The sequence below is a fragment of the Pseudomonas sp. MNR3A genome, from assembly GCF_009650575.1.
Taxonomy (GTDB): Bacteria; Pseudomonadota; Gammaproteobacteria; order Pseudomonadales; family Pseudomonadaceae; genus Aquipseudomonas; species Aquipseudomonas machongensis.
Genome location: NZ_VZZS01000002.1, coordinates 44,756 through 65,943 on the forward strand (window position 1 = coordinate 44,756; position 21,188 = coordinate 65,943).

General features: G+C 59.4%; 17 protein-coding genes, 1 tRNA gene and 3 pseudogenes. 10 read left to right on the top strand and 11 right to left on the bottom strand.

The features are described 5' to 3' along the window. Positions 1–32: 32 nt before the first annotated feature. On the top strand, positions 33–1,139 hold the full coding sequence (locus tag F6X62_RS00480) for a multifunctional CCA addition/repair protein (protein WP_153772390.1): 1,107 nt from the start codon (positions 33–35) through the stop codon (positions 1,137–1,139). 156 nt (positions 1,140–1,295) lie between these two features. Here the strand turns inward: F6X62_RS00480 and folK are convergent, their stop codons facing one another. Further along, positions 1,296–1,808, bottom strand: coding sequence for a 2-amino-4-hydroxy-6-hydroxymethyldihydropteridine diphosphokinase (folK, locus tag F6X62_RS00485; RefSeq protein WP_153772391.1), 513 nt, complete (start codon positions 1,806–1,808; stop codon positions 1,296–1,298). After that, positions 1,799–2,155 (bottom strand): dihydroneopterin aldolase, encoded by a 357-nt coding sequence (folB, locus tag F6X62_RS00490; protein ID WP_054892212.1) that lies wholly within the window; start codon positions 2,153–2,155, stop codon positions 1,799–1,801. The genes folK and folB overlap by 10 nt, the downstream gene beginning before the upstream one ends. Positions 2,156–2,228: 73 nt before the next feature. On the opposite strand from folB, the gene plsY reads away from it, so the two are divergent. Continuing rightward, complete coding sequence (plsY, locus tag F6X62_RS00495) at positions 2,229–2,798, top strand: glycerol-3-phosphate 1-O-acyltransferase PlsY (RefSeq protein ID WP_054892211.1); 570 nt, start codon at positions 2,229–2,231, stop codon at positions 2,796–2,798. A 24-nt stretch (positions 2,799–2,822) separates the two neighbouring features. On the opposite strand, the gene tsaD is transcribed toward plsY, so the two are convergent. Next, positions 2,823–3,848: a tRNA (adenosine(37)-N6)-threonylcarbamoyltransferase complex transferase subunit TsaD gene (gene tsaD, locus F6X62_RS00500; protein ID WP_054892210.1), complete on the bottom strand. Its 1,026-nt coding sequence runs from the start codon at positions 3,846–3,848 to the stop codon at positions 2,823–2,825. Positions 3,849–4,052: 204 nt separating this feature from the next. Here tsaD and rpsU point away from each other — a divergent pair, with 204 nt between their 5' ends. The 5 genes from rpsU (at position 4,053) to F6X62_RS00525 (ending at position 12,367) form a co-directional block, all read left to right on the top strand. Further along, a complete protein-coding gene (rpsU, locus tag F6X62_RS00505) occupies positions 4,053–4,268 on the top strand; it encodes a 30S ribosomal protein S21 (RefSeq protein ID WP_003255575.1) in 216 nt (71 codons plus the stop codon). 230 nt (positions 4,269–4,498) lie between these two features. Next, positions 4,499–6,481 (top strand): DNA primase, encoded by a 1,983-nt coding sequence (dnaG, locus tag F6X62_RS00510; RefSeq protein WP_153772392.1) that lies wholly within the window; start codon positions 4,499–4,501, stop codon positions 6,479–6,481. Positions 6,482–6,548: 67 nt separating this feature from the next. Next, on the top strand, positions 6,549–8,402 hold the full coding sequence (gene rpoD, locus F6X62_RS00515; protein WP_054892208.1) for an RNA polymerase sigma factor RpoD: 1,854 nt from the start codon (positions 6,549–6,551) through the stop codon (positions 8,400–8,402). A gap of 129 nt (positions 8,403–8,531) precedes the next feature. Next, positions 8,532–12,275: a bifunctional diguanylate cyclase/phosphodiesterase gene (locus F6X62_RS00520; protein WP_153772393.1), complete on the top strand. Its 3,744-nt coding sequence runs from the start codon at positions 8,532–8,534 to the stop codon at positions 12,273–12,275. Between the two features lie 15 nt (positions 12,276–12,290). Beyond that, positions 12,291–12,367, top strand: a tRNA-Ile gene (locus tag F6X62_RS00525). 123 nt (positions 12,368–12,490) lie between these two features. On the opposite strand, the gene F6X62_RS00530 is transcribed toward F6X62_RS00525, so the two are convergent. Beyond that, positions 12,491–12,712, bottom strand: a complete 222-nt coding sequence (locus F6X62_RS00530; RefSeq protein ID WP_153772394.1) for a hypothetical protein — start codon at positions 12,710–12,712, stop codon at positions 12,491–12,493. Continuing rightward, positions 12,709–12,911, bottom strand: a pseudogene (locus tag F6X62_RS25310) (tyrosine-type recombinase/integrase); the annotation flags it as partial. The gene F6X62_RS00530 and the pseudogene F6X62_RS25310, both read right to left, overlap by 4 nt. Before the next feature lie 68 nt (positions 12,912–12,979). On the opposite strand from F6X62_RS25310, the pseudogene F6X62_RS00535 reads away from it, so the two are divergent. Next, positions 12,980–14,201: pseudogene (locus F6X62_RS00535) on the top strand (IS3 family transposase). Here the strand turns inward: F6X62_RS00535 and F6X62_RS00540 are convergent. Then, complete coding sequence (locus F6X62_RS00540; RefSeq protein ID WP_153772395.1) at positions 14,173–14,667, bottom strand: hypothetical protein; 495 nt, start codon at positions 14,665–14,667, stop codon at positions 14,173–14,175. The pseudogene F6X62_RS00535 and the gene F6X62_RS00540 overlap by 29 nt on opposite strands. Positions 14,668–14,774: 107 nt before the next feature. Between F6X62_RS00540 and F6X62_RS25315 the strand changes: the two genes are divergently transcribed. Continuing rightward, the gene (locus F6X62_RS25315) at positions 14,775–14,900 is read left to right on the top strand and encodes a hypothetical protein (protein WP_256673841.1); all 126 of its coding nucleotides are present in this window, start codon (positions 14,775–14,777) and stop codon (positions 14,898–14,900) included. After that, a pseudogene (locus tag F6X62_RS00550) lies at positions 14,873–15,839 on the top strand (hypothetical protein). Before F6X62_RS25315 ends, F6X62_RS00550 begins: the two are co-directional and overlap by 28 nt. 75 nt (positions 15,840–15,914) lie before the next feature. On the opposite strand, the gene F6X62_RS00555 reads toward F6X62_RS00550, so the two are convergent. From F6X62_RS00555 to F6X62_RS00575, 5 genes are all read right to left on the bottom strand, one after another. Then, the gene (locus tag F6X62_RS00555; RefSeq protein ID WP_153772397.1) at positions 15,915–16,832 is read right to left on the bottom strand and encodes a hypothetical protein; all 918 of its coding nucleotides are present in this window, start codon (positions 16,830–16,832) and stop codon (positions 15,915–15,917) included. Between the two features lie 46 nt (positions 16,833–16,878). Further along, on the bottom strand, positions 16,879–17,541 hold the full coding sequence (locus F6X62_RS00560) for a hypothetical protein (RefSeq protein WP_153772398.1): 663 nt from the start codon (positions 17,539–17,541) through the stop codon (positions 16,879–16,881). A 734-nt stretch (positions 17,542–18,275) separates the two neighbouring features. Continuing rightward, complete coding sequence (prfH, locus tag F6X62_RS00565; protein WP_153772399.1) at positions 18,276–18,896, bottom strand: peptide chain release factor H; 621 nt, start codon at positions 18,894–18,896, stop codon at positions 18,276–18,278. Beyond that, positions 18,896–20,032: an RNA ligase RtcB family protein gene (locus F6X62_RS00570; RefSeq protein ID WP_153772400.1), complete on the bottom strand. Its 1,137-nt coding sequence runs from the start codon at positions 20,030–20,032 to the stop codon at positions 18,896–18,898. Before F6X62_RS00570 ends, prfH begins: the two co-directional genes overlap by 1 nt. Before the next feature lie 528 nt (positions 20,033–20,560). After that, the gene (locus F6X62_RS00575; RefSeq protein WP_153772401.1) at positions 20,561–21,121 is read right to left on the bottom strand and encodes a TetR/AcrR family transcriptional regulator; all 561 of its coding nucleotides are present in this window, start codon (positions 21,119–21,121) and stop codon (positions 20,561–20,563) included. Positions 21,122–21,188: the final 67 nt, after the last annotated feature.

Genomic DNA, 21,188 nt, shown 5'->3' on the forward strand with positions numbered 1-21,188 from the left:
AGGTATGCTGTCGGCAGTCACGGAGGTTGTACATGCACATCTATAAAGTTGGCGGCGCGGTTCGCGACCGCCTGCTCGGGCGCCCGGTCAGCGATATCGACTGGTTGGTAGTCGGCGCCACGGTCGAAGAAATGCAGGCCCTGGGCTTTCGCCCGGTAGGCGCGGATTTCCCCGTCTTCATCCACCCGAAAACCGGCGAGGAATACGCCCTGGCGCGCACCGAGCGCAAGAGCGGTCGCGGCTATGGCGGATTCACCTTTCACGCCAGCCCCGAAGTCACTCTCGAGGAAGATCTGATACGCCGCGATCTGACCATCAATGCGATGGCCGAGGATGACCAAGGCAATCTGCATGATCCCTACCGTGGCAAAGTCGATCTGGATAAACGCATTCTTCGCCATGTTTCTCCGGCATTCGCCGAAGATCCTTTGCGTGTGCTGCGGGTTGCCCGCTTTGCCGCGCGCTATGCGCCGCTGGGCTTTCACGTCGCCGATGAAACCCTTGAACTCATGCGCCAGATCAGCACCAGCGGCGAACTGCAGGCACTGACTGCCGAACGGAGCTGGAAAGAGATCGAGCGTGCGCTGATGGAAGCGCAGCCACAGGTGTTCATCGAAGTGCTGCGCGACTGCGACGCGCTGCAACAACTGATGCCGGAGCTCGACCCCAGCCCGCAGGCACTCGCCCCGCTGCAACAGGCGGCAGAGCATCGGCAGCCACTGCACGTGCGTTGGGCCTGCCTTCTGCAAGGCGTTCGGGACACCTCACAACTGAAAGCTGTAAACCAGCGCTTCAAGGCGCCGCGTGAATGCCAGGAACTGGCACTGCTGGTTGGTGAGTGCCTGCCTCTGGCGCATCGCGCAATGGAGCTGGAAGCGGCGGCATTGCTGGAGCTTCTGCAGAAGTTCGACGTGTATCGCAGGCCGCAGCGTTTCGAAGACTTCATCGCCGCCTGCGAGATGGAGGCACTTGCGCGGCAAGCAGAGCGTTATCCACAGGCCGCCTACCTGCGCGGCGCGGCGTCGGCGGCACGAGACGTCGATGTGAAACCGCTGGTTGCACAGGGTTTGAGCGGACAGGCATTGGGAGAGGCACTGAAGGCAGAGCGCTTGCAGGTGTTGACACGCTACAAAGGCTGACCTTGCGCAGCGAGCCTGATCCTTGTGGAGCAGCGGTGGATGGCACCGGCTTTGCCGGCGATCGCGGCGCAAGTCGCAGCGGCAAACCGCCACCGCCAGGTGAGAAAAGGCCGCGACATGGAAACGGCCTTCAGATTCTGGACAACGCAGTCGTGGCTAAAATGGCTGCGTCAGTTGCAACCCACGCCACTCGAACGGCACTGGCGCCAGCTCCTGCTGGATATTCGCCTGCTGCCACAACTCGGCCATGGATTTACCTGCTCCAGGATGCACCAGATCGGGCGCGAGCAACGACAGCGGCCAGAGCACGAACGCGTTTTTCAGGATTTCGGCGCGCGGCAGTACAAGCCCGTCGAAAGTACCGTGCAGCTCATCGAACATCAGCACATCGATATCCAGCGGCAAACCCTTGCGATCCGGGGCATAGCGGCCGTTTTCCGCCTCGATGAACTTGAGCCGGCGATCCAGCTCCAGTAGCGGCAGCGCGGTCTGCCCGCTCACCACCAGGTTGAAGAAAGGCCCGCTCTTGATCCCTACCGCCTGGCTCTCGAACACCGCCGAACAGCGCATGTCCTGAAGGATGCCGGCCAGCGCATCAAGCCCGGCGCACAGGTGGCGCTCGCGGTCGATGTTGCTGCCCAGCCCCAGGTAAACCGTGCTCAGAGACATCCGCGCTCGATCTCCACGCCCACGCCACCCCGGGCCGCAGGAACGGCACCGGGCTTGGTCAGCTTCAACCGCATCCACACGATGCCGAACTCTTCCATCAAGGTCGCCGCCAGACGCTCGGCGAAGGTTTCCACCAGCTCGAAGCGCGACTGCTCGGCAAAGGCCTGGATACGGGCCGAGACACTGGCGTAGTCCAACGCCAGGTTGAGGTCGTCACCGGCCGCCGCCGGGCGGTTGTCCCAGGCGAAACTCAGGTCCAGGCGCAGGCACTGGCGAATATCCCGCTCCCAGTCATAGGCACCGATGACGGTATCGACTTCCAGTCCCTCGATGAACACTCTGTCCAAGCACTTCTCTCCACAGACGACAAGGGCGACTGGCGCCGTTAGAATCAGGGCGTCCCCGCCCGGAATAGTTAGCATGTTTTGGTTATTGGCGCTGCTCGCCTACCTGCTCGGCTCGCTGTCCTTCGCCATTGTCCTGAGCCGCCTCAGTGGCAACCCCGACCCTCGCTCCAGTGGTTCGGGCAACGCCGGCGCGACCAACATGCTGCGCCTGGCAGGCCGCAAGCTGGCCATCCTCACCCTGCTCGGCGACCTGTGCAAGGGTTTGCTGCCAGTGCTGCTGGCCGGACTTGCAGGCCTGAGCCTGCAGGCCCAGGCCTGGATAGGTCTGTGCGCGGTGATCGGCCACCTGTTTCCGCTGTACTTCCGTTTCCAGGGCGGCAAGGGCGTAGCCACTGCGGCGGGCATGCTCATGGGGCTGTACTTTCCCGCCGCGCTGCTGGCAATCGGCGCCTGGTTGCTGACCTTCTACCTCACCCGTACCAGCTCGCTGGCGGCCTTGATAGCCACGCCTCTGACCCTGCCGCTGCTGGCCTGGCGCGAGCCGGCCGCGCTACTGCCAATGACGGTGCTGACAGTACTTATAGTCTGGCGACACCGCAGCAATCTGCGCGACCTGTTTGCCGGCCGCGAACGACATTTCTGAATCACTCGCGGGGAAAACGCAGCCTCACAGCGGCGGCAATTGCTCCATCGGCCAACGCGCCTGCACGCTGATCGCCAGATCCTGCTGCTGTCCGGCCAACAGGCGCTGGCAGCCGGCGTAGGCGATCATCGCGCCGTTGTCGGTGCAGAACTTCGGACGTGCGTAGTACACATTGCCCTTGATGCTCGCGAGCATGTCCTCGAGCGATGCCCGCAGCGCCTTGTTGGCGCTCACACCTCCGGCGATGACCAGGCGCTTGAGACCGGTCTGCTTGAGGGCACGCTTGCACTTGATGGTCAGAGTCTCCACCACCGCCTGCTGGAATGCCAGCGACAGGTCGCAACGGGTTTGCTCGCTGTCGTCACCCGCATTGCGGCACTGCTGCCAGGTATTCAGGGCGAAGGTCTTGAGACCGCTGAAGCTGAACTCGAGCCCCGGACGGTCGGTCATCGGCCGCGGGAACACGAAGCGCCCGGGCGTACCCTGTTCGGCCAGACGCGCGATCTCGGGTCCGCCGGGATAATTCAGACCAATCAGCTTGGCCGTCTTGTCGAAGGCCTCGCCCGCCGCGTCATCCAGGCTCTCGCCCAGAAGCGCGTACTGGCCGATGCCATCGACCTGCACCAGTTGAGTGTGACCACCGGATACCAGCAAGGCGACGAACGGGAACTGCGGCGGCTGCTCCTCGAGCATCGGCGCCAGCAGGTGGCCCTCCATGTGGTGAACGCCGATCGCCGGAATATCCCAGGCGAACGCCAGCGCCTGTGCACAGGAAGCGCCAACCAGCAGTGCACCGACCAGACCAGGGCCGGCGGTGTAGGCGATGGCATCGATGTCGGCAGCGACGCAGCCAGCTTCATCCAGCACTTCGCGGATCAACGGCAGCATGCGCTTGACGTGATCGCGCGAGGCGAGCTCGGGCACAACGCCGCCGTAGACGCGGTGCAGGTCGATCTGGCTGAACAGCGCATCGGCCAGCAGGCCGCGCTCACTGTCGTATAATGCGACGCCAGTTTCGTCGCAGGATGTTTCCAATCCCAGTACTAGCATGGGTCCGTGCCTTGTGGAGGCTGAATTCGAAGCCGCGCATTCTAGTCCCCGTACAGAGTGCCGACCAGCGGTTTTCGATCAGAGGCTTTGCATTCCTCCCCGCTAAGGGTTAACATCCGCAACCCTTGAAAACCGACGTTCTCCAGCACACCTTTGTTTTGCCAGGAGCACGTCTACCCCGGTAATGAATTAAGGTAGCCCTGGATGCCAGCCGTCAAAGTTAAAGAGAACGAACCCTTCGACGTAGCTCTGCGTCGTTTCAAGCGCTCCTGCGAAAAAGCCGGTGTACTGGCTGAAGTTCGTAGCCGCGAGTTTTACGAGAAGCCGACCGCTGAGCGTAAGCGCAAAGCTGCTGCCGCTGTTAAGCGTCACGCCAAGAAAGTTCAGCGCGAACAGCGCCGCGCCGTTCGTCTGTACTAATACAGACGTTCTACGCAAAGCTTCTGCCCAGCCCGGCCTCGTGCCGGGCTAATGGCAGTTGTCGCTTCACACCCTTGGCCATGTGCCTTGGAGGCCCCGGCACTCGCCCATGGGCAGAATTCATACGCCTCACCAGAATGCCCGATGCGGCAGGTGATAGGCCGACACGCATCTCCCTTGTTGCTCTCTCCAGCGATTAGACTTGCCAGTAGCCAGATAACGAGACTGCCATGGCCGGGCTGATTCCCCAGAGTTTCATCGACGACCTCCTCAACCGCACCGACATTGTCGACGTGGTGAGTTCGCGCATCCAGCTGAAGAAGACCGGCAAGAACCATTCGGCCTGCTGCCCGTTCCACAAGGAAAAGACGCCGTCCTTCACTGTCAGCCCCGACAAGCAGTTCTACTACTGCTTCGGCTGTGGCGCCGGGGGCAACGCCCTGGGCTTCATCATGGACCACGACAACCTGGATTTCCCCCAGGCAGTCGAGGAACTGGCCCGCGCCGCAGGCATGGAAGTGCCGCGCGAAGAGGGACGACGCGGACAAAAGCCGCGCCAGCCCACCGACTCTCCGCTGTACCCGCTGCTCGAAGCAGCTGCCGAGTTCTATCGCCAGGCGCTGCGCAACCATCCGACACGCAAGGCAGCGGTCGAATACCTGAAGGGCCGCGGCCTGTCCGGCGAAATTGCCCGTGATTTCGGCCTGGGTTTCGCCCCGCCGGGCTGGGACAACCTGTTCAAGCACCTGGGCGCCGACACCCTGCAACAGAAGGTGATGATCGACGCCGGCCTGCTGATCGAGAATGCCGAGACCGGCAAGCGCTACGATCGCTTCCGCGACCGGGTCATGTTCCCGATCCGCGACAGCCGTGGCCGGGTGATCGCCTTCGGCGGGCGCGTGCTGGGCGATGACAAGCCCAAGTACCTGAACTCCCCGGAAACCCCGGTATTCCACAAGGGCCAGGAGCTGTACGGGCTGTTCGAGGCACGCAAGCACAACCGCAACCTCGACGAAATCATCGTGGTCGAGGGCTACATGGATGTGATCGCCCTCGCCCAGCAAGGCCTGCGCAATGCTGTGGCTACTCTAGGCACCGCGACCAGCGAAGAGCACCTCAAGCGCCTGTTCCGCGTGGTGCCCCATGTGCTGTTCTGCTTCGACGGCGACCAGGCCGGGCGCAAGGCGGCCTGGCGTGCACTGGAGGCCACGCTGCCGAACCTGCAGGATGGCAGGCGTGCGCGCTTCCTGTTCCTGCCCGAAGGGGAAGATCCGGATACGCTGGTCCGCGCCGAAGGCACCGACGCCTTCCAGGCCCGCATCCATCAGCACGCCCAACCGCTCGCCGACTATTTCTTCGAGCAACTGGGCAGCGAAGCCGACCCACGCTCGCTGGAAGGCAAGGCCCACATGGCGACCTTGGCTGCACCGTTGATCGAAAAGATTCCGGGCGCCAATCTGCGTCAGTTAATGCGCAATCGCTTGAAGGAAATTACTGGTCTTGATGTCCAACAAATGGAGCAGTTGGCACAGAAAGCGCCCGCGCCCAGCGTACCGGACTACGATCCAGGCTATGACTACGATGCCATGGCCAGCTACACGCCGGACTTCAGCGAACAGCACCACGACTACGCTCCCGTCCAGCAGGAGCAACGCCCCTGGACACCCAACAAAGGGGGGGGCAAGAAGCCCTGGGATGGCAATGGCAAGCCCTGGGACAAGAACCGCAAGGGCGGCAAGGGCTGGCAGCGCGACGAAGCGCCTCCACGCACGCCGGCACCGGTCGAACCCCCGGCGCTCGCGGCCTTGCGCACATTGCTGCACCATCCGCTGCTGGCCGGAAAGGTCGAGGACGCGAGCCATTTCGCCGACGAAGAACATCTTTACAGCCAGTTGCTGGTGGCCCTGATCGAAGCCGTGCAGAAGAATCCTGGGCTAAGCTCCATGCAGCTGATCGCACGCTGGCACGGCACCGAACAGGGGCGTCTGTTGCGGGCGCTGGCAGAGAAGGAATGGCTGATCGATGCCGATAACCTTGAACAACAGTTTTTCGACACTATAACTAGCTTGTCAGCCCGCCAGCGCGAGCGAAGCTTGGAACATCTGCTCAGGAAAGCACGTCAAAGTGAGTTGAGCACCGAGGAAAAATCCCAGTTGCTTGCCCTGCTCAGCAGGAATGTTCCCGCACAAACCCCGACCTCATCTGGCGCGTGAGGTCCATGCTCGGGTATAATCCTCGGCTTGTTTTTTGCCCGCCAAGACCTTCAGTGGATAGGGTGTTATGTCCGGAAAAGCGCAACAGCAATCTCGTATCAAAGAGTTGATCACCCGCGGTCGTGAGCAGGGCTACCTGACTTACGCGGAGGTCAACGACCACCTGCCTGAGGATATTTCAGATCCGGAACAGGTGGAAGACATCATCCGCATGATCAACGACATGGGGATCAACGTATTCGAGAGTGCTCCGGATGCGGATGCCCTGTTGTTGGCGGAAGCCGACACCGACGAAGCCGCAGCCGAAGAAGCCGCCGCAGCGTTGGCGGCCGTTGAAACCGATATCGGCCGCACGACCGACCCGGTACGCATGTACATGCGTGAAATGGGTACCGTCGAGCTCCTGACCCGCGAAGGCGAGATCGAAATCGCCAAGCGCATCGAGGAAGGTATCCGCGAAGTCATGGGCGCCATCGCTCACTTCCCGGGCACCGTCGATCACATTCTCGGCGAGTACGACCGTGTAACGACCGAAGGCGGCCGCCTGTCGGATGTCCTCAGCGGTTATATCGACCCTGACGACAACATCGCCGCGCCTACCGAAGAAGTACCGATCCCAGGCGCCAAGACTGCAGCGGCGAAGGAAGAGTCGGAAGACGAAGAAGAAGGTGACGAAAACAGCGACGACAGCGAGGAAGAGGGCGAAAGCGGCCCCGATCCAGAAGTTGCGCGTCAGCGTTTCGGTGCCGTCTCCGACCAGCTCCAGGCCACCAACAAGGTCCTGAAGAAACATGGTCGCAGTGGCAAGGAAAGCGTTGCGGCGCTCCAGGCCCTGGCCGATCTGTTCATGCCGATCAAGCTGGTGCCCAAGCAGTTCGACGTACTCGTCGAGCGTGTGCGCGGTGCCCTTGACCGCCTGCGTCAGCAGGAGCGTGCGATCATGCAACTGTGCGTACGTGATGCCCGCATGCCGCGTGCCGACTTCCTGCGCCTGTTCCCGAGCAACGAGACCGACCAGACCTGGAGCGGTGACCTCGCCAAGCGCAGCACCAAGTGGGCCGCTGCCCTGGGTGAGAAGGACGCCGCGATCGTCGCCTGCCAGCAGAAGCTGATCGACCTTGAGACCGAGACCGGCCTGACCGTCGCAGAAATCAAAGAGATCAACCGTCGCATGTCGATCGGCGAGGCGAAAGCCCGTCGCGCCAAGAAGGAAATGGTCGAGGCGAACTTGCGTTTGGTGATCTCCATCGCCAAGAAGTACACCAACCGCGGCCTGCAGTTCCTCGACCTGATCCAGGAAGGCAACATCGGCCTGATGAAGGCGGTGGACAAGTTCGAATACCGTCGTGGCTACAAGTTCTCGACCTACGCCACCTGGTGGATTCGCCAGGCGATCACCCGTTCGATCGCCGACCAGGCGCGCACCATCCGGATTCCGGTGCACATGATCGAGACGATCAACAAGCTCAACCGTATTTCCCGGCAGATGCTGCAGGAAATGGGCCGCGAACCGACCCCGGAAGAGCTGGGTGAGCGCATGGAAATGCCTGAGGACAAGATCCGCAAGGTATTGAAGATCGCCAAAGAGCCGATCTCCATGGAAACCCCGATCGGCGACGACGAAGATTCGCATCTGGGCGACTTCATCGAGGACTCCACCATGCAGTCCCCGATCGACGTGGCCACGGTCGAAAGCCTCAAGGAAGCCACCCGTGACGTGCTCTCGGGCCTGACCGCACGCGAAGCCAAGGTGCTGCGCATGCGTTTCGGTATCGACATGAACACCGACCACACACTTGAAGAAGTCGGCAAGCAGTTCGACGTGACCCGCGAGCGGATCCGTCAGATCGAAGCCAAGGCGTTGCGCAAGCTGCGCCACCCGACGCGAAGCGAGCATCTGCGCTCCTTCCTCGACGAGTGATGACGAACCCCGGCCCAGGCCGGGGTTTTTCATGGGCGACAAAAAGCTGCAGGCAATCTGCCGCATTCACCGGCACTCTTCACCCGCGTCCGTCTACACTCGAATCAGCCCCCTGATAGAGAGGTCGCCATGCCCCTGATGCCGGCACTTCTGTTGCTGCTCCTGATGATCTGGAACACAACGGCCGGCGCCCTGACCCTGACGGACGAAGAAAAAGCCTGGCTCAGCGCCCATCCGCAGCTGCGTCTGGGCGTGGATGCTTCATGGCCGCCATTCGAGTTCCGCGACCAGGAAGGTCGCTACCAGGGATTGGCCGCCGACTACATTGCCCTGATCCAGCAACGCCTGGGCGTTTCGCTGCAGCCAATCGAGCCGAGCAATTGGTCGCAGGTACTCGAGCAGGCGCGACAGAACCGCATCGACCTGCTCCCGGGTATCATGTCGACACCCGAACGCCAGTCCTACCTGGCCTTCACCCGCCCCTACCTCGATTTCCCCATCGTCATCCTCGCCCACGAGGGCGGCCCTCAGCCACGCACCCTCAAAGACCTGTACGGCCTGAAAATCGCGGTCGTGGAAAACTACGCTCCCCATGAGTTGCTGCGCACCCACCACCCGGACCTCAATCTGGTGGCCTTGCCCAATGTGAGTTCAGCCCTGCAGGCGTTGGCTACTGACGAAGTGGATGCGGTGGTTGGCGACCTTGCTTCGAGCATCTGGAGCCTGCGCCAGCTCAAGCTCGATGGCCTGTACGTCAGTGGCGAGACGCCCTACCGCTATCAGCTGGCCATGGCCGCACCACGGGAACAGAAAATCCTCATCGGTATTCTCGACAAAGTCATGGCCGACCTGAGCAGCGCCGAAATCAGCGACATTCAGCAGCGCTGGGTCGGCAACGTCGTCGATCAACGGAGCCTATGGCGCGATCTGCTGGTCTATGGCCTGCCGACACTGGCCGTGGTGTTGCTGATCCTCGCCGCCATGCTGCGCATCAACCGGCGTCTCAGCTCGGAGATTTCGCGGCGGATCGCCCTGGAGCAAGAGCTGCGCAGCAGCGAATACCACTACCGCAGCCTGATCGAAAGCCTTTCGGCCATCGCCTGGGAAGCCGACGCCAACGATTTCACCTACAGCTACGTCTCCCCGCACGCCGAGGGCCTGCTTGGCTATCCGCTGAGGGAATGGCTCAGACCTGGTTTCTGGCGCGGTATCCTGCACCCCGAGGACGCCCTCTGGGCCCAGGCCTACTGCGACGCCGAAACCGCTGCCGGGCGCGACCACAGCCTCGACTATCGCGTAATACGTGCCGACGGGCACATCCTCTGGGTGCGCAATATCGTCAGCATGATCGAGCACGGCCACAAGCCTCTGATGCGCGGCCTGATGATCGACATCAGCGAAACCAAACGCACCGAGGATGCCCTGCGCCTTTCCGAACAGAAGTTCGCCTCAGTGTTCCAGCAATGCCCCGACATCCTGCTCATCGCCCGCCACAGCGATGGCTGCCTGCTGGAGGTCAACGAAGCGTTCGAGGAACAGATCGGCCTGAGCCCGGCCCAGGTCATCGGCCGCACCGCCACCGAACTGGGCCTGTGGGGTGTCGCGGGCACCGGCCCGACGATCCTCGAACGCGTGCAGCGTGGCGGCATCCGCAACCTGGAAATGAGCTTCCGGCGCAGCAACGGCGAGTTGTTCACAGGCCTCACCTCCGCTGAAAGCTTCGACCTGGATGGCACACCGGCGCTGGTGGTTGCCGTGCGCGACATCAGCCAGCTCAAGGAAACCCAGCAACAGTTGCAGACTTCCGAAGAGAAGTTCGCCAAGGCCTTCCACGCATCGCCCGACGGCTTGCTGCTGTCGCGCCAGAGCGATGGCCTGCTGCTGGAAGCCAACGAAGGTTTCTGCCGCCTGACCGGCTACGACATCAACCCAAGCCTTGGCCACAACAGCCTTGATCTGGGCATCTGGGTCGACCTCAACGAACGTGATCGGCTGATCGAACTGCTCAAGCGCGATGGTTTCGCGCGCGATTTCAGTTGCCATATCCGCCGTAGCGACGGCCAGATCCGCCTGTGCGAAATGTCCGCCCGGCCGCTGCCAATCGGCGGCATCGACTGCATGCTGACCATCACCCGCGACATCACCGAGCGCCACCTGATGCAGGAAAAACTGCAACTGGCCGCCACGGTCTTCGAGAACACCGCCGAGGGCGTTCTGATCACCGACACCGAGCAGCGCATCAGTGCGGTCAATCGCGCCTTCAGCGAGATCACCGGCTACAGCGAGCTCGAAGCCCTCGGCCAGACCCCGCGTCTGCTCGCCTCCGGCCAACACGACAGCGCCTTCTACGTCGCCATGTGGCATCAGCTCACCGCCGAAGGGCATTGGCAGGGCGAGATCTGCAACCGACGCAAGAACGGCGAGTTCTACCCCAGTTGGCTGACCATCAGCGCCGTACGCAACAGCGAACACGAGACCACCCATTTCGTCGCCGTGTTCGCCGACATCTCCAGCCTCAAGCACGCCCAGGCCAAGCTCGACTACCAGGCCCACCACGACCCGCTCACCGGCCTGCCCAACCGCACCCTGTTCGAGAGCCGCCTGCAGGCTGCCCTCACCTGCGCCCAGGCCTCCAGCCGCCAGGGCGCCGTGCTGTTCCTCGACCTCGACCGCTTCAAGCACATCAACGACAGCCTCGGCCACCCGGTCGGCGACCTGTTGCTGAAAGGCATCGCCCAACGCCTGAAAGAGCAGGTACGCGATGTCGACACCGTCGCCCGCCTGGGCGGCGACGAATTCATCATCCTCTTGCCTGGCCTGCATCGCCCAAGCGACGCCAGCGCCATCGCCAACAAGCTGCTGGCCTGTTTCCACGCCCCGGTTCAGGCCGGCGAGCACGAGTTCTTCACCAGTGCCAGCATCGGTATCAGCCTGTACCCGCAGGACGGCACCGACGTCGCCACATTGATCCGCAACGCCGACGCCGCGATGTACCGCTCCAAGGCCAAGGGCCGCAACCGCGTCGAAAGCTACACTCTCGACCTCACTGCCCAAGCCAGCGAACGTATTTTCCTCGAGCATGAGCTGCGCCGCGCCATCGAACGCAACGAACTGAGCCTGTACTACCAACCCAAGTTCAGCCTCAAGACCCAGGGGTTGGTCGGTGCCGAGGCGCTGATCCGCTGGAACCACCCGACCTTCGGGGAAGTACCACCGGAGCAGTTCATTCACCTGGCCGAAGAGAACGGCAGCATCCTCCAGCTCGGCGACTGGGTGCTGGAGCAGGCCTGCCGGCAGATGCACACCTGGAAGCGCACCTATCAAGCATTCGGCCCACTGTCGATCAACCTCGCGGGCGCTCAATTACGCCAGCCCAGCCTGACCCGACGTATCGAACACCTGCTCAAGACCTTCCACCTCAAGGCCGGCGACCTGCAGCTGGAAATCACCGAGAACTTCATCATGAGCCAGGCCGAGGAAGCCCTGGCCATATTGCATCAGCTCAAGCACCTGGGTGTGCAACTGGCGATCGACGATTTCGGCACCGGCTACTCCTCGCTGAGCTACCTGAAGCGCCTGCCGCTGGACATCCTCAAGATCGACCAGTCGTTCATCCGCGGCCTGCCCGACGATCCACACGACGCCGCCATCGCCCGCGCCATCATTGCCCTGGGCCGCAGCATGCAGTTGACCATCATCGCCGAAGGCGTGGAGAACCAGGCCCAGCAACGCTTCCTGGCCGCTGAGGGGTGCGAACAGATCCAGGGCTACATCGTCAGCCTGCCCCTGCCCGCTGACGAGTTCGCCGCCACCTTTCTTCGTATAGCACTATCGGATCTTTCAGATGGCACCCTTAGCAAACCCTCGTTATAATCCGGCCGACCTCTGGGGCCTATAGCTCAGTTGGTTAGAGCAGAGGACTCATAATCCTTTGGTCCACGGTTCGAGTCCGTGTGGGCCCACCAAACAGAAAGCCGCGCGATGCGCGGCTTTCGCGTTTTACAGATGAAGAGCTTGGCTCTCTGAGGTGCAGCAAACGTCCACAAAACGTCCACAAAACGTCCACACCCCGAGCTCTTTAAGCCCGACTACTTAGCCGTTGGGATGATGAACTCCCGGACCTTTTTATAAGCCTGAGGCTTCAAGGCGACCTTCGCGAAGTTCCCCTCCTTAGTCCCCCGGTGAACCATGAGGACTGCACCCTTCTGGAAATTGAGCTCCCCTGTCAATGGCGACAAGCCAATGATGAAGTCTTTGTTGACAATGATGTGGCGACCTTTTGCGTCTTCAATCTCGAGAAACTGTGTCACTTCGTGATGCTCCTTGCATTGGTTGCGATAGGGTTCAAATTTACTACTTCTGCTAAATGCCCAGGGCTAAAGTGGGCATACTTCTGAGTCATAGCCAACGTAGCATGACCCAAAACACGCTGGGTGTCAGGATATCGCCGCCATTCATCATGTAATGACTGGCAAATGTGTGCCGTAAGACGTGAGTCAGTTGCCCCTTGAACGAGCCCTTGAAAGACAGGACACCGTTTCCCCCTTAGGATAAGGGGTAGGCAAACGGATATGTTTATGACTAACAGCAACGATAAGGGTGGCGGCGAACTGCTTGGCCAGGAGCGCCGGCGGCGCTGGAGCCCCGAGCAGAAGCTGGCCATGGTGCGCGAAAGCCTGGAACCCGGGCAAAGCGTTTCGGTGGTCGCCAGGCGCAACGGCATAAATGCCAACCAGCTTTTCCTGTGACGCAAGCTTTACCAAGAAGGCAGCCTGTCGGCAGTCAGTGCCGGCGAAGCCGTTGTTCCGGCTTCTGAGCTGAACGATGCATTGAAGCAAATCCGCGTACTCCAGCGAATGCTTGGCAAAAAGACCATGGAAGCTGAAGTGTTCAAAGAGGCCGTCGAGATCGCTCGTTCGCGAAAATGGATTGCGCACTCACCCTTGTTGCCGGGGGACGACCAGTGAAGCTGGTCAGCGAAAGTCTCGGTGTGTCGCGCTCCCAGTAACGGTTCGGCTCAAACAAGGCGCGCAGCCAAAGGCACGACGTGCCAGGCATTCGGATGACACGGCTGTAGTTGCTGAAATTCGGGAGTATCTTGGGGATCTGTCCACGTATGGCTATCGCCGAATGTGGGGCTTGCTGCGCTGCTCCCGCGAGCAATTGGTACTGCCTGCGATCAATGTGAAGCGGGTCTACCGTGTGATGCGTGACCACCGACCTTTGCTGGCACGTCGTGTAAAACAGCCTGGTGTTGCTCGCAAGCATGAAGGTCGCGTCGCTGTTGCTACCAGTAATACTCGATGGTGTTCCGATGGGTTTGAATTTCGCTGCGACGACAGCGCCAAGCTGAGTGTGAGTTTCGCACTGGACTGCTGCGACCGAGAGGCGATTGGCTGGGTGGCCAGTCCGACCGGCTACAGTGGCGACGATGTTCGTGACCTGATGCTGGAAAGCGTAGAGAAGCGGTCTGGTGATCAGCTCCCCGGCACGCCTGTGCAGTGGCTGAGCGATAATGGCTCGGCCTATATCGCAGAGCAGACTCGGCTCTTTGCACAGCAAATCGACTTGCAGCCTGTCACGACGCCGGTTCGCAGCCCGCAGAGTAACGGGATGGCCGAGAGCTTCGTGAAGACCATCAAGCGCGACTACGTGGCCCACATGCCTCGCCCGAACCGCGAAACGGCGTTACGCAACCTGGCAATCGCTTTCGAACATTACAACGAGCAGCATCCACACAGCGCGCTGAAAAACCGCTCTCCGAGAGAGTTCAGGCGCATGAAGACGGCATCAAGTTAACGGGGTGGCGGTGTTCGGTTTTGTAGGGGCCAGTCCACCCCTCAGGAAGCTCCAAGTTGATTGCCAATACCACGTCACGAAATTTCGGGTAGCTGGAAGTGAATGGCAGGGCATCACTTAAGCGCCTTTGAAGATTCTCAGAAATTGAAACGGTGCGATTCTTGCTCGACTTCGTTTTACTGTAGTGAATCAAGCAGTTTCTCACCTGACGCAATGTCAGACCTTCAGCCTCGCCCCAGCTCGCCCGTGTGAATAAACATACCTCGGCGATCAAACGAACATCCTGCCCCTTGTCAGACAGGGCTTCTAGAAGCGTGGAAATTTGATCGCGATCAAGGTAAGCCATTTCCGCCTCATCAAATTTCAGTTTGCGCACCTTCGTTAAAGGATTCTCGCCAGACCATTCTCCTAGCCTTTCCAGCTCATTGAATACCGCTCGAAGGTAAGCCAACTCATGGTTCAGCATATTGGCGCTTATCGGCTTTGCCGTATCGGTCTTCTTGCTAAAACCGCGCCCTGGTGTACTTCTGGTGTGCTTTCCCTCAGCACGTTCACCAGGGCAACCAGAGCGCCATGATTGCAGCCCTGCCCGGGCTGCGTCCTGGCGCAACGATCAACCAGGGCGAGCGCGTGACCCATGTCGCGCTCGCCGGCAACCAGATGGCCATCCGATGGAAGACGCAATCCGCCGCGCTGTAGAGCGCCAATTCCCCGAAATCACCGGGGGCTACCACCTGCCACGCTTCGGTCGCGTGGTTGCGGTACCGGATACGCCGGCGGCGCCCGGGCTGTGTGACGACTTCCGCCCGCGCTTCGGCGTCGACGTCCAGGTACTGCTACCGGACGGTGAGCCGGACCCAGCGCTGCCGATGTTCACCAGCCTGCCGCTGCCGGCGCCGATGGGCGGCCAGGAGGCGGGTATGTTCGGCTTCCCCGAGGAAGGCACGACCGTGGTCGTACGCCTACGGCCTCCCGCACAAGCCGTTCATCTAGCAGATCCTGCCGCACGGGCTGGGCCTGCCCCGGGTACCGAAAGGGGACCAGGTCTGGCAGCATAGCGAGGCCTGCCAGCAGCGCGTGGACGCGGACGGCAACTGGCTGCGCCAGACGGACGGAAAGATCCAGGACAAGGCGATCGTGCGCGAAGTGGCATCGCTGGCCAACCGCGAGCAGTTCCAGAGCCACACCAGGAACGTGGACGACCACTCAACCGAGACGGTGGGCGGGATGAAGAAGATCGAGGCCCTGGACGCACTCAAACTGCTGTCGGGCGGATCCGCGAGCCTGACCGCGGTGGATGACCTGCACCAGGCGACTGGGCGCGACCTGAACCTGGTAGTGGGGCAGAAGCTCAACGCGGAGATCGGGGGTGACCTGCAGGAGCGGATCGAGGGGATGCGCAAGAGCATTACGGCAAGCAGTCAGCGTCTGCAGGCGCCGAAGACTTGGCTGGGGTCTGAAGGGGTGAACGTGCTGCAGGTTCTGTGCGATCTATTGGACCTGGTCCAGGAGATGAACACTCAGTTGGCAGGGCACGTTCATGGACTAACACCACCGCCTAGTAATGCTGAAACTTTTATGAAAGCCGCGTCCGACTCATTAGTTTTAATGTTAAAAATTGATTCCATCAAACTCTGATAGCGCCCCAAATAGAGCGCCACTCAAAAAATCAATTAAAGCGTCAACTAACAGATGAATGAACGACAGCAGAATCTATTTTGGAACCACATCACTACTTAAGTACCTCCTATCTATATTCTGAATAGGCTGATTTCTCTCTTCCAACTCTATCCTGACATCATCCCACTCAAGAGAAAGCGATAGCGGTCTGCTGATTGCAGAATTCTGAGAAAATGCAGCCAACCCAAAACTTTCACCATCATTAATCGCTGCATACCTATCAGTGTAATTTTGAATAACTTCCCGAGCCTCACGCACCGAGCCCTCAACAAAAGAACGGACCTGCTCTTGCAACTCGCTAATACATCCCATGTACTTTCTTGCAACCTGCTTCAGATCTATTTTATCCCCCATCTCATTTAATACTGACTTCTTGAACCTTGAATTTTCTCGAAGCCTGTCTTTTATAGAATGCACTCCAATATTGAATACCAGCTTATCTGCTTGTTTATCTGCATTCATAGTCCATCTAGTGGGATTGGTCACCGAGTGCACGGCATCAGCACAGTGAGTTATGTGGCCTCGAAGAGCCTCAGCAAACCGATATTCCAAATTTTCATCGTAGATCTTACTCCTCAAATCTTCGACTCTTTTTATTATGTAAGCTTTATCATCAACACACTTAGAAGCCATACTAGGAATTAACTCTGTGTAATTTTTCCCAAAAAATATAAAATTTGCCACCTTTCTATTTAGGGCCGACAAAACTGTATAAGCTCTACTATAGTTGAACGACAAATCTGTCAGACTATCCAGTGTTAACAACACAGCTTCACGCTCAAAGTCTATAAAATTACCTAAAACCATATCATACTTTTCCTCAATCGAAAGCGCTGCACTGAGGACATTCCTAGACCTGACCAGCAATTTATATTCAGCCTCACTCACCTCAAGAGATTTCATAGGGCCCAGGAAGTTTTGTCTCAAATAAAACTTACACTCACCGCTCATAACCTTATACCCTTTCAAAAATCAACCATAAGAACAGCGCACGCCACTAAACCTTGTTAAGCCCTAGCTTTTCATCCGTTACCTCGGCGTTCTCAACCAATGCAAAATAGCAATACACTTGATCATTAGTGGCACCTATTAACTCCAAAAGATCCTTGTTGGTGGTATCGAAGTACACACCTCTAACTATATTTTCACACTTGTTCCATGCCGTCATAGCTCGACTTGATAAATTTAGAAGCGCCAAAGAGTGACCATAAAATGAAGAAACATCTTTCTCCCAAAGCTCGGGTAGAGCTTTATTTATAATCTCGACCTCTGTAAGTAGCTGCTGCACCCACTCCCTTTGCTCCTTACTAAACTTATGCGCAACATCGGAAAAGTATTCATTTAAATAGAGAGAACTGATACTTCCTGGAAGATTGTGACGTGCAGGTTTTTTCTTGAAAGCGACGCACTCCATCAACTTACAAAGTTCCAAGAGCAACTGAACCACTGAACCTTGTATCTGACGGACATTCTCACCACAACACATAAGTTTATTTTTACTTGCACGCCCCTCCTTACGCGAAGAGCTTAAGTAATTCAAGTAAAACCCCATCAGCGCCCCACTGAGAGCAGACGCAACAGGAATAAATTTATCTACAGTCATCTTGACCTGATTCACCTGCATATAGTCAATACACTGCGAAAAGCTTTCAATATCCATATATTAGACACTCAACACTCAAACCCACATTTAACATCCTATTTTCCTCCACTGTAACACTCCGTTGTTCCCATACCTTTTCATAGGAGATTTTAGTTCATCTGCCTTCAGGCGATGGGGCCTTACAAAGCATAAGCTTTCTTCAATACTAGCGAAAAGCCTGCCAACACAGTGCCAAGCGATTTGGGAAAACAGGGAGCTGCGAAAAAAATCGAGATGGGAAATCACTTATCCCCTCCCGCCGACGCGCTTTGCCTCGTAGAAAAGTGAAAAGGATCAGGGGGGTGCAACTGAGGGCTACAGCAAGCACGGCGCAGGCCGCTGGGAAGGAATGGGCATTGCACGCTGTGCAACGATTTGAACAGGTGTGCACTCAGGTACAGCTGCAAGCGTCCACATTACGTCCACACCGCCAACCGAAACCCGACCCGCATGTACGTACATATTCAATAAAATCAGTGTATTGCTGGGTTTTCACAACGACCACAGCCATTTTTTGTCGGGCTCATAATCCTTTGGTCCACGGTTCGAGTCCGTGTGGGCCCACCAAATACGACAAAGCCGCGCAATGCGCGGCTTTTGCGTTTTTGGCGGGATCACCTCAGATACGGAATGCTCATTTGCAACTCGTAAACCCGAGTGCGAGCCGAGTCCTTTCCTCATCCGTTTTTGTGGGGCCGGCATCGCCTACGCCGCCAGGCCTGATTTTTGCTCGACGACTATTCGCACACAATCTACTCGTCAGCCGGCTCGAAGCGCTCGCCACGAAACACCCGACGTGGATTGCCACGCACGATGCGGTGATGGAACAACCGCCGCTCCGCGCGCAGTTCGCTGTGGACCTGCTCTGCCTGTTGCGCCAGGCGTTGACCAATGAGCAGCAGCGCCAAGCGCTTGTTGGCGTGCTGGCTACGCTCGCTCTGCACCTTGACGCTGACGCCGCTGGCCAGATGCGTGGCGCGCACTGCCGAGTCAGTGGTATTGACATGCTGACCACCCGGCCCGGACGAACGCAAGGTCTCGAAGTGGATCTCGCTCGTCAATTCCGGTGCCGGTGGCGCAAACCGTGCGCCACCAAAGAACCAGTTCTTGCGCGCATGCCCCGGCCGGTACGGACTGCTGCACGCCCATTGCAGCGAGCCCGTCCAGTGATCCGCCAGGCGCTCGGCCTGCTCGCCATCCAGTGCCAGCAACACCGAGCGCAAGGTACCGCGCCGCGGCCCCGGCTCTTCTTCGAGTATCCGTACCGCCACGGCGTGGGCATCCGCTTCGGCCTGCAGCCTGAGCAATGCCTTCGCCACTGCCAGGGCACATTCTTCCGGCCCCTGAGCCGCCGAGAGTTGCAGTAGGATCATCAGCAGCACCCTCCGCGCGTCTTGTAGGTGAGCACCGGTTTCAGTCGTGCCAGCACGCGAACCAGCCCCGCTTCACGCAAGGCACCCACCACCGAGTCGATAGCCTTGTAGGCCTCCGGCGCTTCCTCGTAGATCAGCGCCCGGTCGGCGCAGATCACGCGGCTGCCTAGTGCCGTACGACTCAGTTGCTCGACGCTGTAGCGCGAGGCGAGGCGGTCCTTGCACTCGCTGCGCATCCATTTGCGTCCGGCGCCATGGGCCAGGGACAACAGGCTGCGCTCGTCGGCGATCGGCTGTACCAAGTAGCTGTAGTCGCCGCGCGAACCAGGGATCACCACCGCCCCCTGATTCGACGGCGTGGCGCCTTTGCGATGCAGCCAACCATCGAGCCCGTCGATCTGCGCTTGGGACACCAGGTTGTGGTTGATGTCGAGCAGTACATCGCCATCGGCACGCAAGCGGTCTAGCATGCGCCGGGCAATCAATTGACGGTTGGCTTCGGCAAAACGCAGCGCGCCGTCGTGCCGGCCCAAGTAATGAGTGCTAGCCTCGCTGCCCGCCTCCAGTCCGTGATGACCGAACAGGTCGACCTGCTCACGCAAGATCGCCTCGCCCAATCCACGCGAGCCGCTGTGCACCAGCAACAGCAGGTGTTTGCGCTCGAAGCCCAAGGCTGCCAGGGCCGCATCGTCGTAGTTTTCATCGAGTTGCTGCAGCTCAGCGAAGTGGTTACCACCACCGATGGTACCTAGAGAACGCTCGTGCCCTGTGGCAGGCAAACCGAAGCTGGCGACGGCCTCCTGCCACGTCTCGTCGAGCGGCAGGTCGAGGTTGCCAAGGCGTTTCTCCACCTTGTCCAGATGCAGCTTGGCGGTCGGGATGTCCGTCCGCCACAGCGCCATGCCACAGCCGATGTCATTGCCGACCAGCGCCGGGTACAAACGCCCCACGGAAAAGAATGCCGCGCCGACCGGATAGCCACGCCCCGGATGCAGGTCCGGCATACCGGCCACCCGGTGCATGCCCCCTAGACGAGCGGTGGTTTCGAGTTGTTGGATCGCTTTTCCTTCGATCCAGGTGTCGTCCGCAGCGACCAATACAGCGCCGTCGGACAAATTGCGGATACAAGTGCCCATAGTCCAATCCTGATGGGTTGAAACAAAAAGATGTTCGGATTGGCAGGCCAGAGGCCGGGCGTTGCGGTACCGCTAACGAGTAGCGGCGAATGCGATCAAGCCAGGCGCGACCTGCAAAGGGTGATCAACTGTTGCATGATGTACCTCCTTTGCTGTCGGGTGAGAGAAGGCAAATATCGTAGGTGTGTAATCGCCACCTTGCAACAACCTTGATCACATTTTTACCAGGAGAACAACGTCATGGCCGAAAAACCTGACCGCTCCGCGGTACAAAAAACAATACACTGGCGGTACAGCGCCCAGCTTCCACCCATTTCGCCAAATTACGCTAAACACCAGTAAACACGCTACTTCCAGCTAACTATGCCTGCGCCAAGCTACGCACGGTTTCACTGGGTTTGCAGCGTCTCCAGGCAACTCATCATCTTTGGTCCACGGTTCGAGTCCGTGTGGGCCCACCAGATACGACAAAGCCGCGCAAATGCGCGGCTTTTTTGCATTTGGCGGCCATGTCCGGCGATTAAACTCTCAGCCGTTAATCCCCTCCAGCGTCACCTCCACCAACGCCTCTACATACGCCGCTTCCAGCGGCTCACCGGAAAACAAAATCCGGTACACCAGCGGGGCCATCAGTCTATCGACCACGCGATCATTGCTCGGAACCGGCTCACCGCGTGCCACTGCGCGTTCGAGAATCGCGCCAAACTGTGCCGTGGCAATCTCCAGGCAGCGTCCGGAGCAGCCGCCACCAGCCGCCAGCAAGTCGAGCACCGCGGCGCGGCCGGGTACCGATGACGTCTCTTCCATGTACTGGATGCCCCAGGCGAGCAAATCTCCAGCCAGGCTGCCGGTGTCGGTCGGGCCGCTGTCCGGACGGATGCGCTGCAGCGCAACGTCACCCAGCAGTTCGTTGAGGTCGCCCCAGCGTCGATAGATGGTCGAAGGCGTTACTCCGGCGCGGGCAGCGATCAGCGGCACGGTCAGTTCGCCACGCTCGCGCTCCTCCAGCAGCTGATTGACCGCATTGTGGACCGAGGCCTGGACCCTCGCACTACGCCCGCCTGGACGCACGCCCTGATTGATCGCCATATGCACCTTAACGCAAAGAGTTTGCTTTTATCTCGAAACAGGTTCATCGTCTGCAAAAGCTAACTCT

What these genes read in the sequence shown, in the direction of transcription:
- F6X62_RS00480 (WP_153772390.1), top strand. Translation starts at nt 33, where the DNA reads ATGCACATCTATAAAGTTGGCGGCGCGGTTCGCGACCGCCTGCTCGGG.
- folK (WP_153772391.1), bottom strand. Translation starts at nt 1,808, where the DNA reads ATGTCTCTGAGCACGGTTTACCTGGGGCTGGGCAGCAACATCGACCGC.
- plsY (WP_054892211.1), top strand. Translation starts at nt 2,229, where the DNA reads ATGTTTTGGTTATTGGCGCTGCTCGCCTACCTGCTCGGCTCGCTGTCC.
- tsaD (WP_054892210.1), bottom strand. Translation starts at nt 3,848, where the DNA reads ATGCTAGTACTGGGATTGGAAACATCCTGCGACGAAACTGGCGTCGCA.
- rpsU (WP_003255575.1), top strand. Translation starts at nt 4,053, where the DNA reads ATGCCAGCCGTCAAAGTTAAAGAGAACGAACCCTTCGACGTAGCTCTG.
- dnaG (WP_153772392.1), top strand. Translation starts at nt 4,499, where the DNA reads ATGGCCGGGCTGATTCCCCAGAGTTTCATCGACGACCTCCTCAACCGC.
- rpoD (WP_054892208.1), top strand. Translation starts at nt 6,549, where the DNA reads ATGTCCGGAAAAGCGCAACAGCAATCTCGTATCAAAGAGTTGATCACC.
- F6X62_RS00520 (WP_153772393.1), top strand. Translation starts at nt 8,532, where the DNA reads ATGCCCCTGATGCCGGCACTTCTGTTGCTGCTCCTGATGATCTGGAAC.
- F6X62_RS00540 (WP_153772395.1), bottom strand. Translation starts at nt 14,667, where the DNA reads ATGCTGAACCATGAGTTGGCTTACCTTCGAGCGGTATTCAATGAGCTG.
- F6X62_RS25315 (WP_256673841.1), top strand. Translation starts at nt 14,775, where the DNA reads ATGATTGCAGCCCTGCCCGGGCTGCGTCCTGGCGCAACGATCAACCAG.
- F6X62_RS00555 (WP_153772397.1), bottom strand. Translation starts at nt 16,832, where the DNA reads ATGAGCGGTGAGTGTAAGTTTTATTTGAGACAAAACTTCCTGGGCCCT.
- F6X62_RS00560 (WP_153772398.1), bottom strand. Translation starts at nt 17,541, where the DNA reads ATGGATATTGAAAGCTTTTCGCAGTGTATTGACTATATGCAGGTGAAT.
- prfH (WP_153772399.1), bottom strand. Translation starts at nt 18,896, where the DNA reads ATGATCCTACTGCAACTCTCGGCGGCTCAGGGGCCGGAAGAATGTGCC.
- F6X62_RS00570 (WP_153772400.1), bottom strand. Translation starts at nt 20,032, where the DNA reads ATGGGCACTTGTATCCGCAATTTGTCCGACGGCGCTGTATTGGTCGCT.
- F6X62_RS00575 (WP_153772401.1), bottom strand. Translation starts at nt 21,121, where the DNA reads ATGGCGATCAATCAGGGCGTGCGTCCAGGCGGGCGTAGTGCGAGGGTC.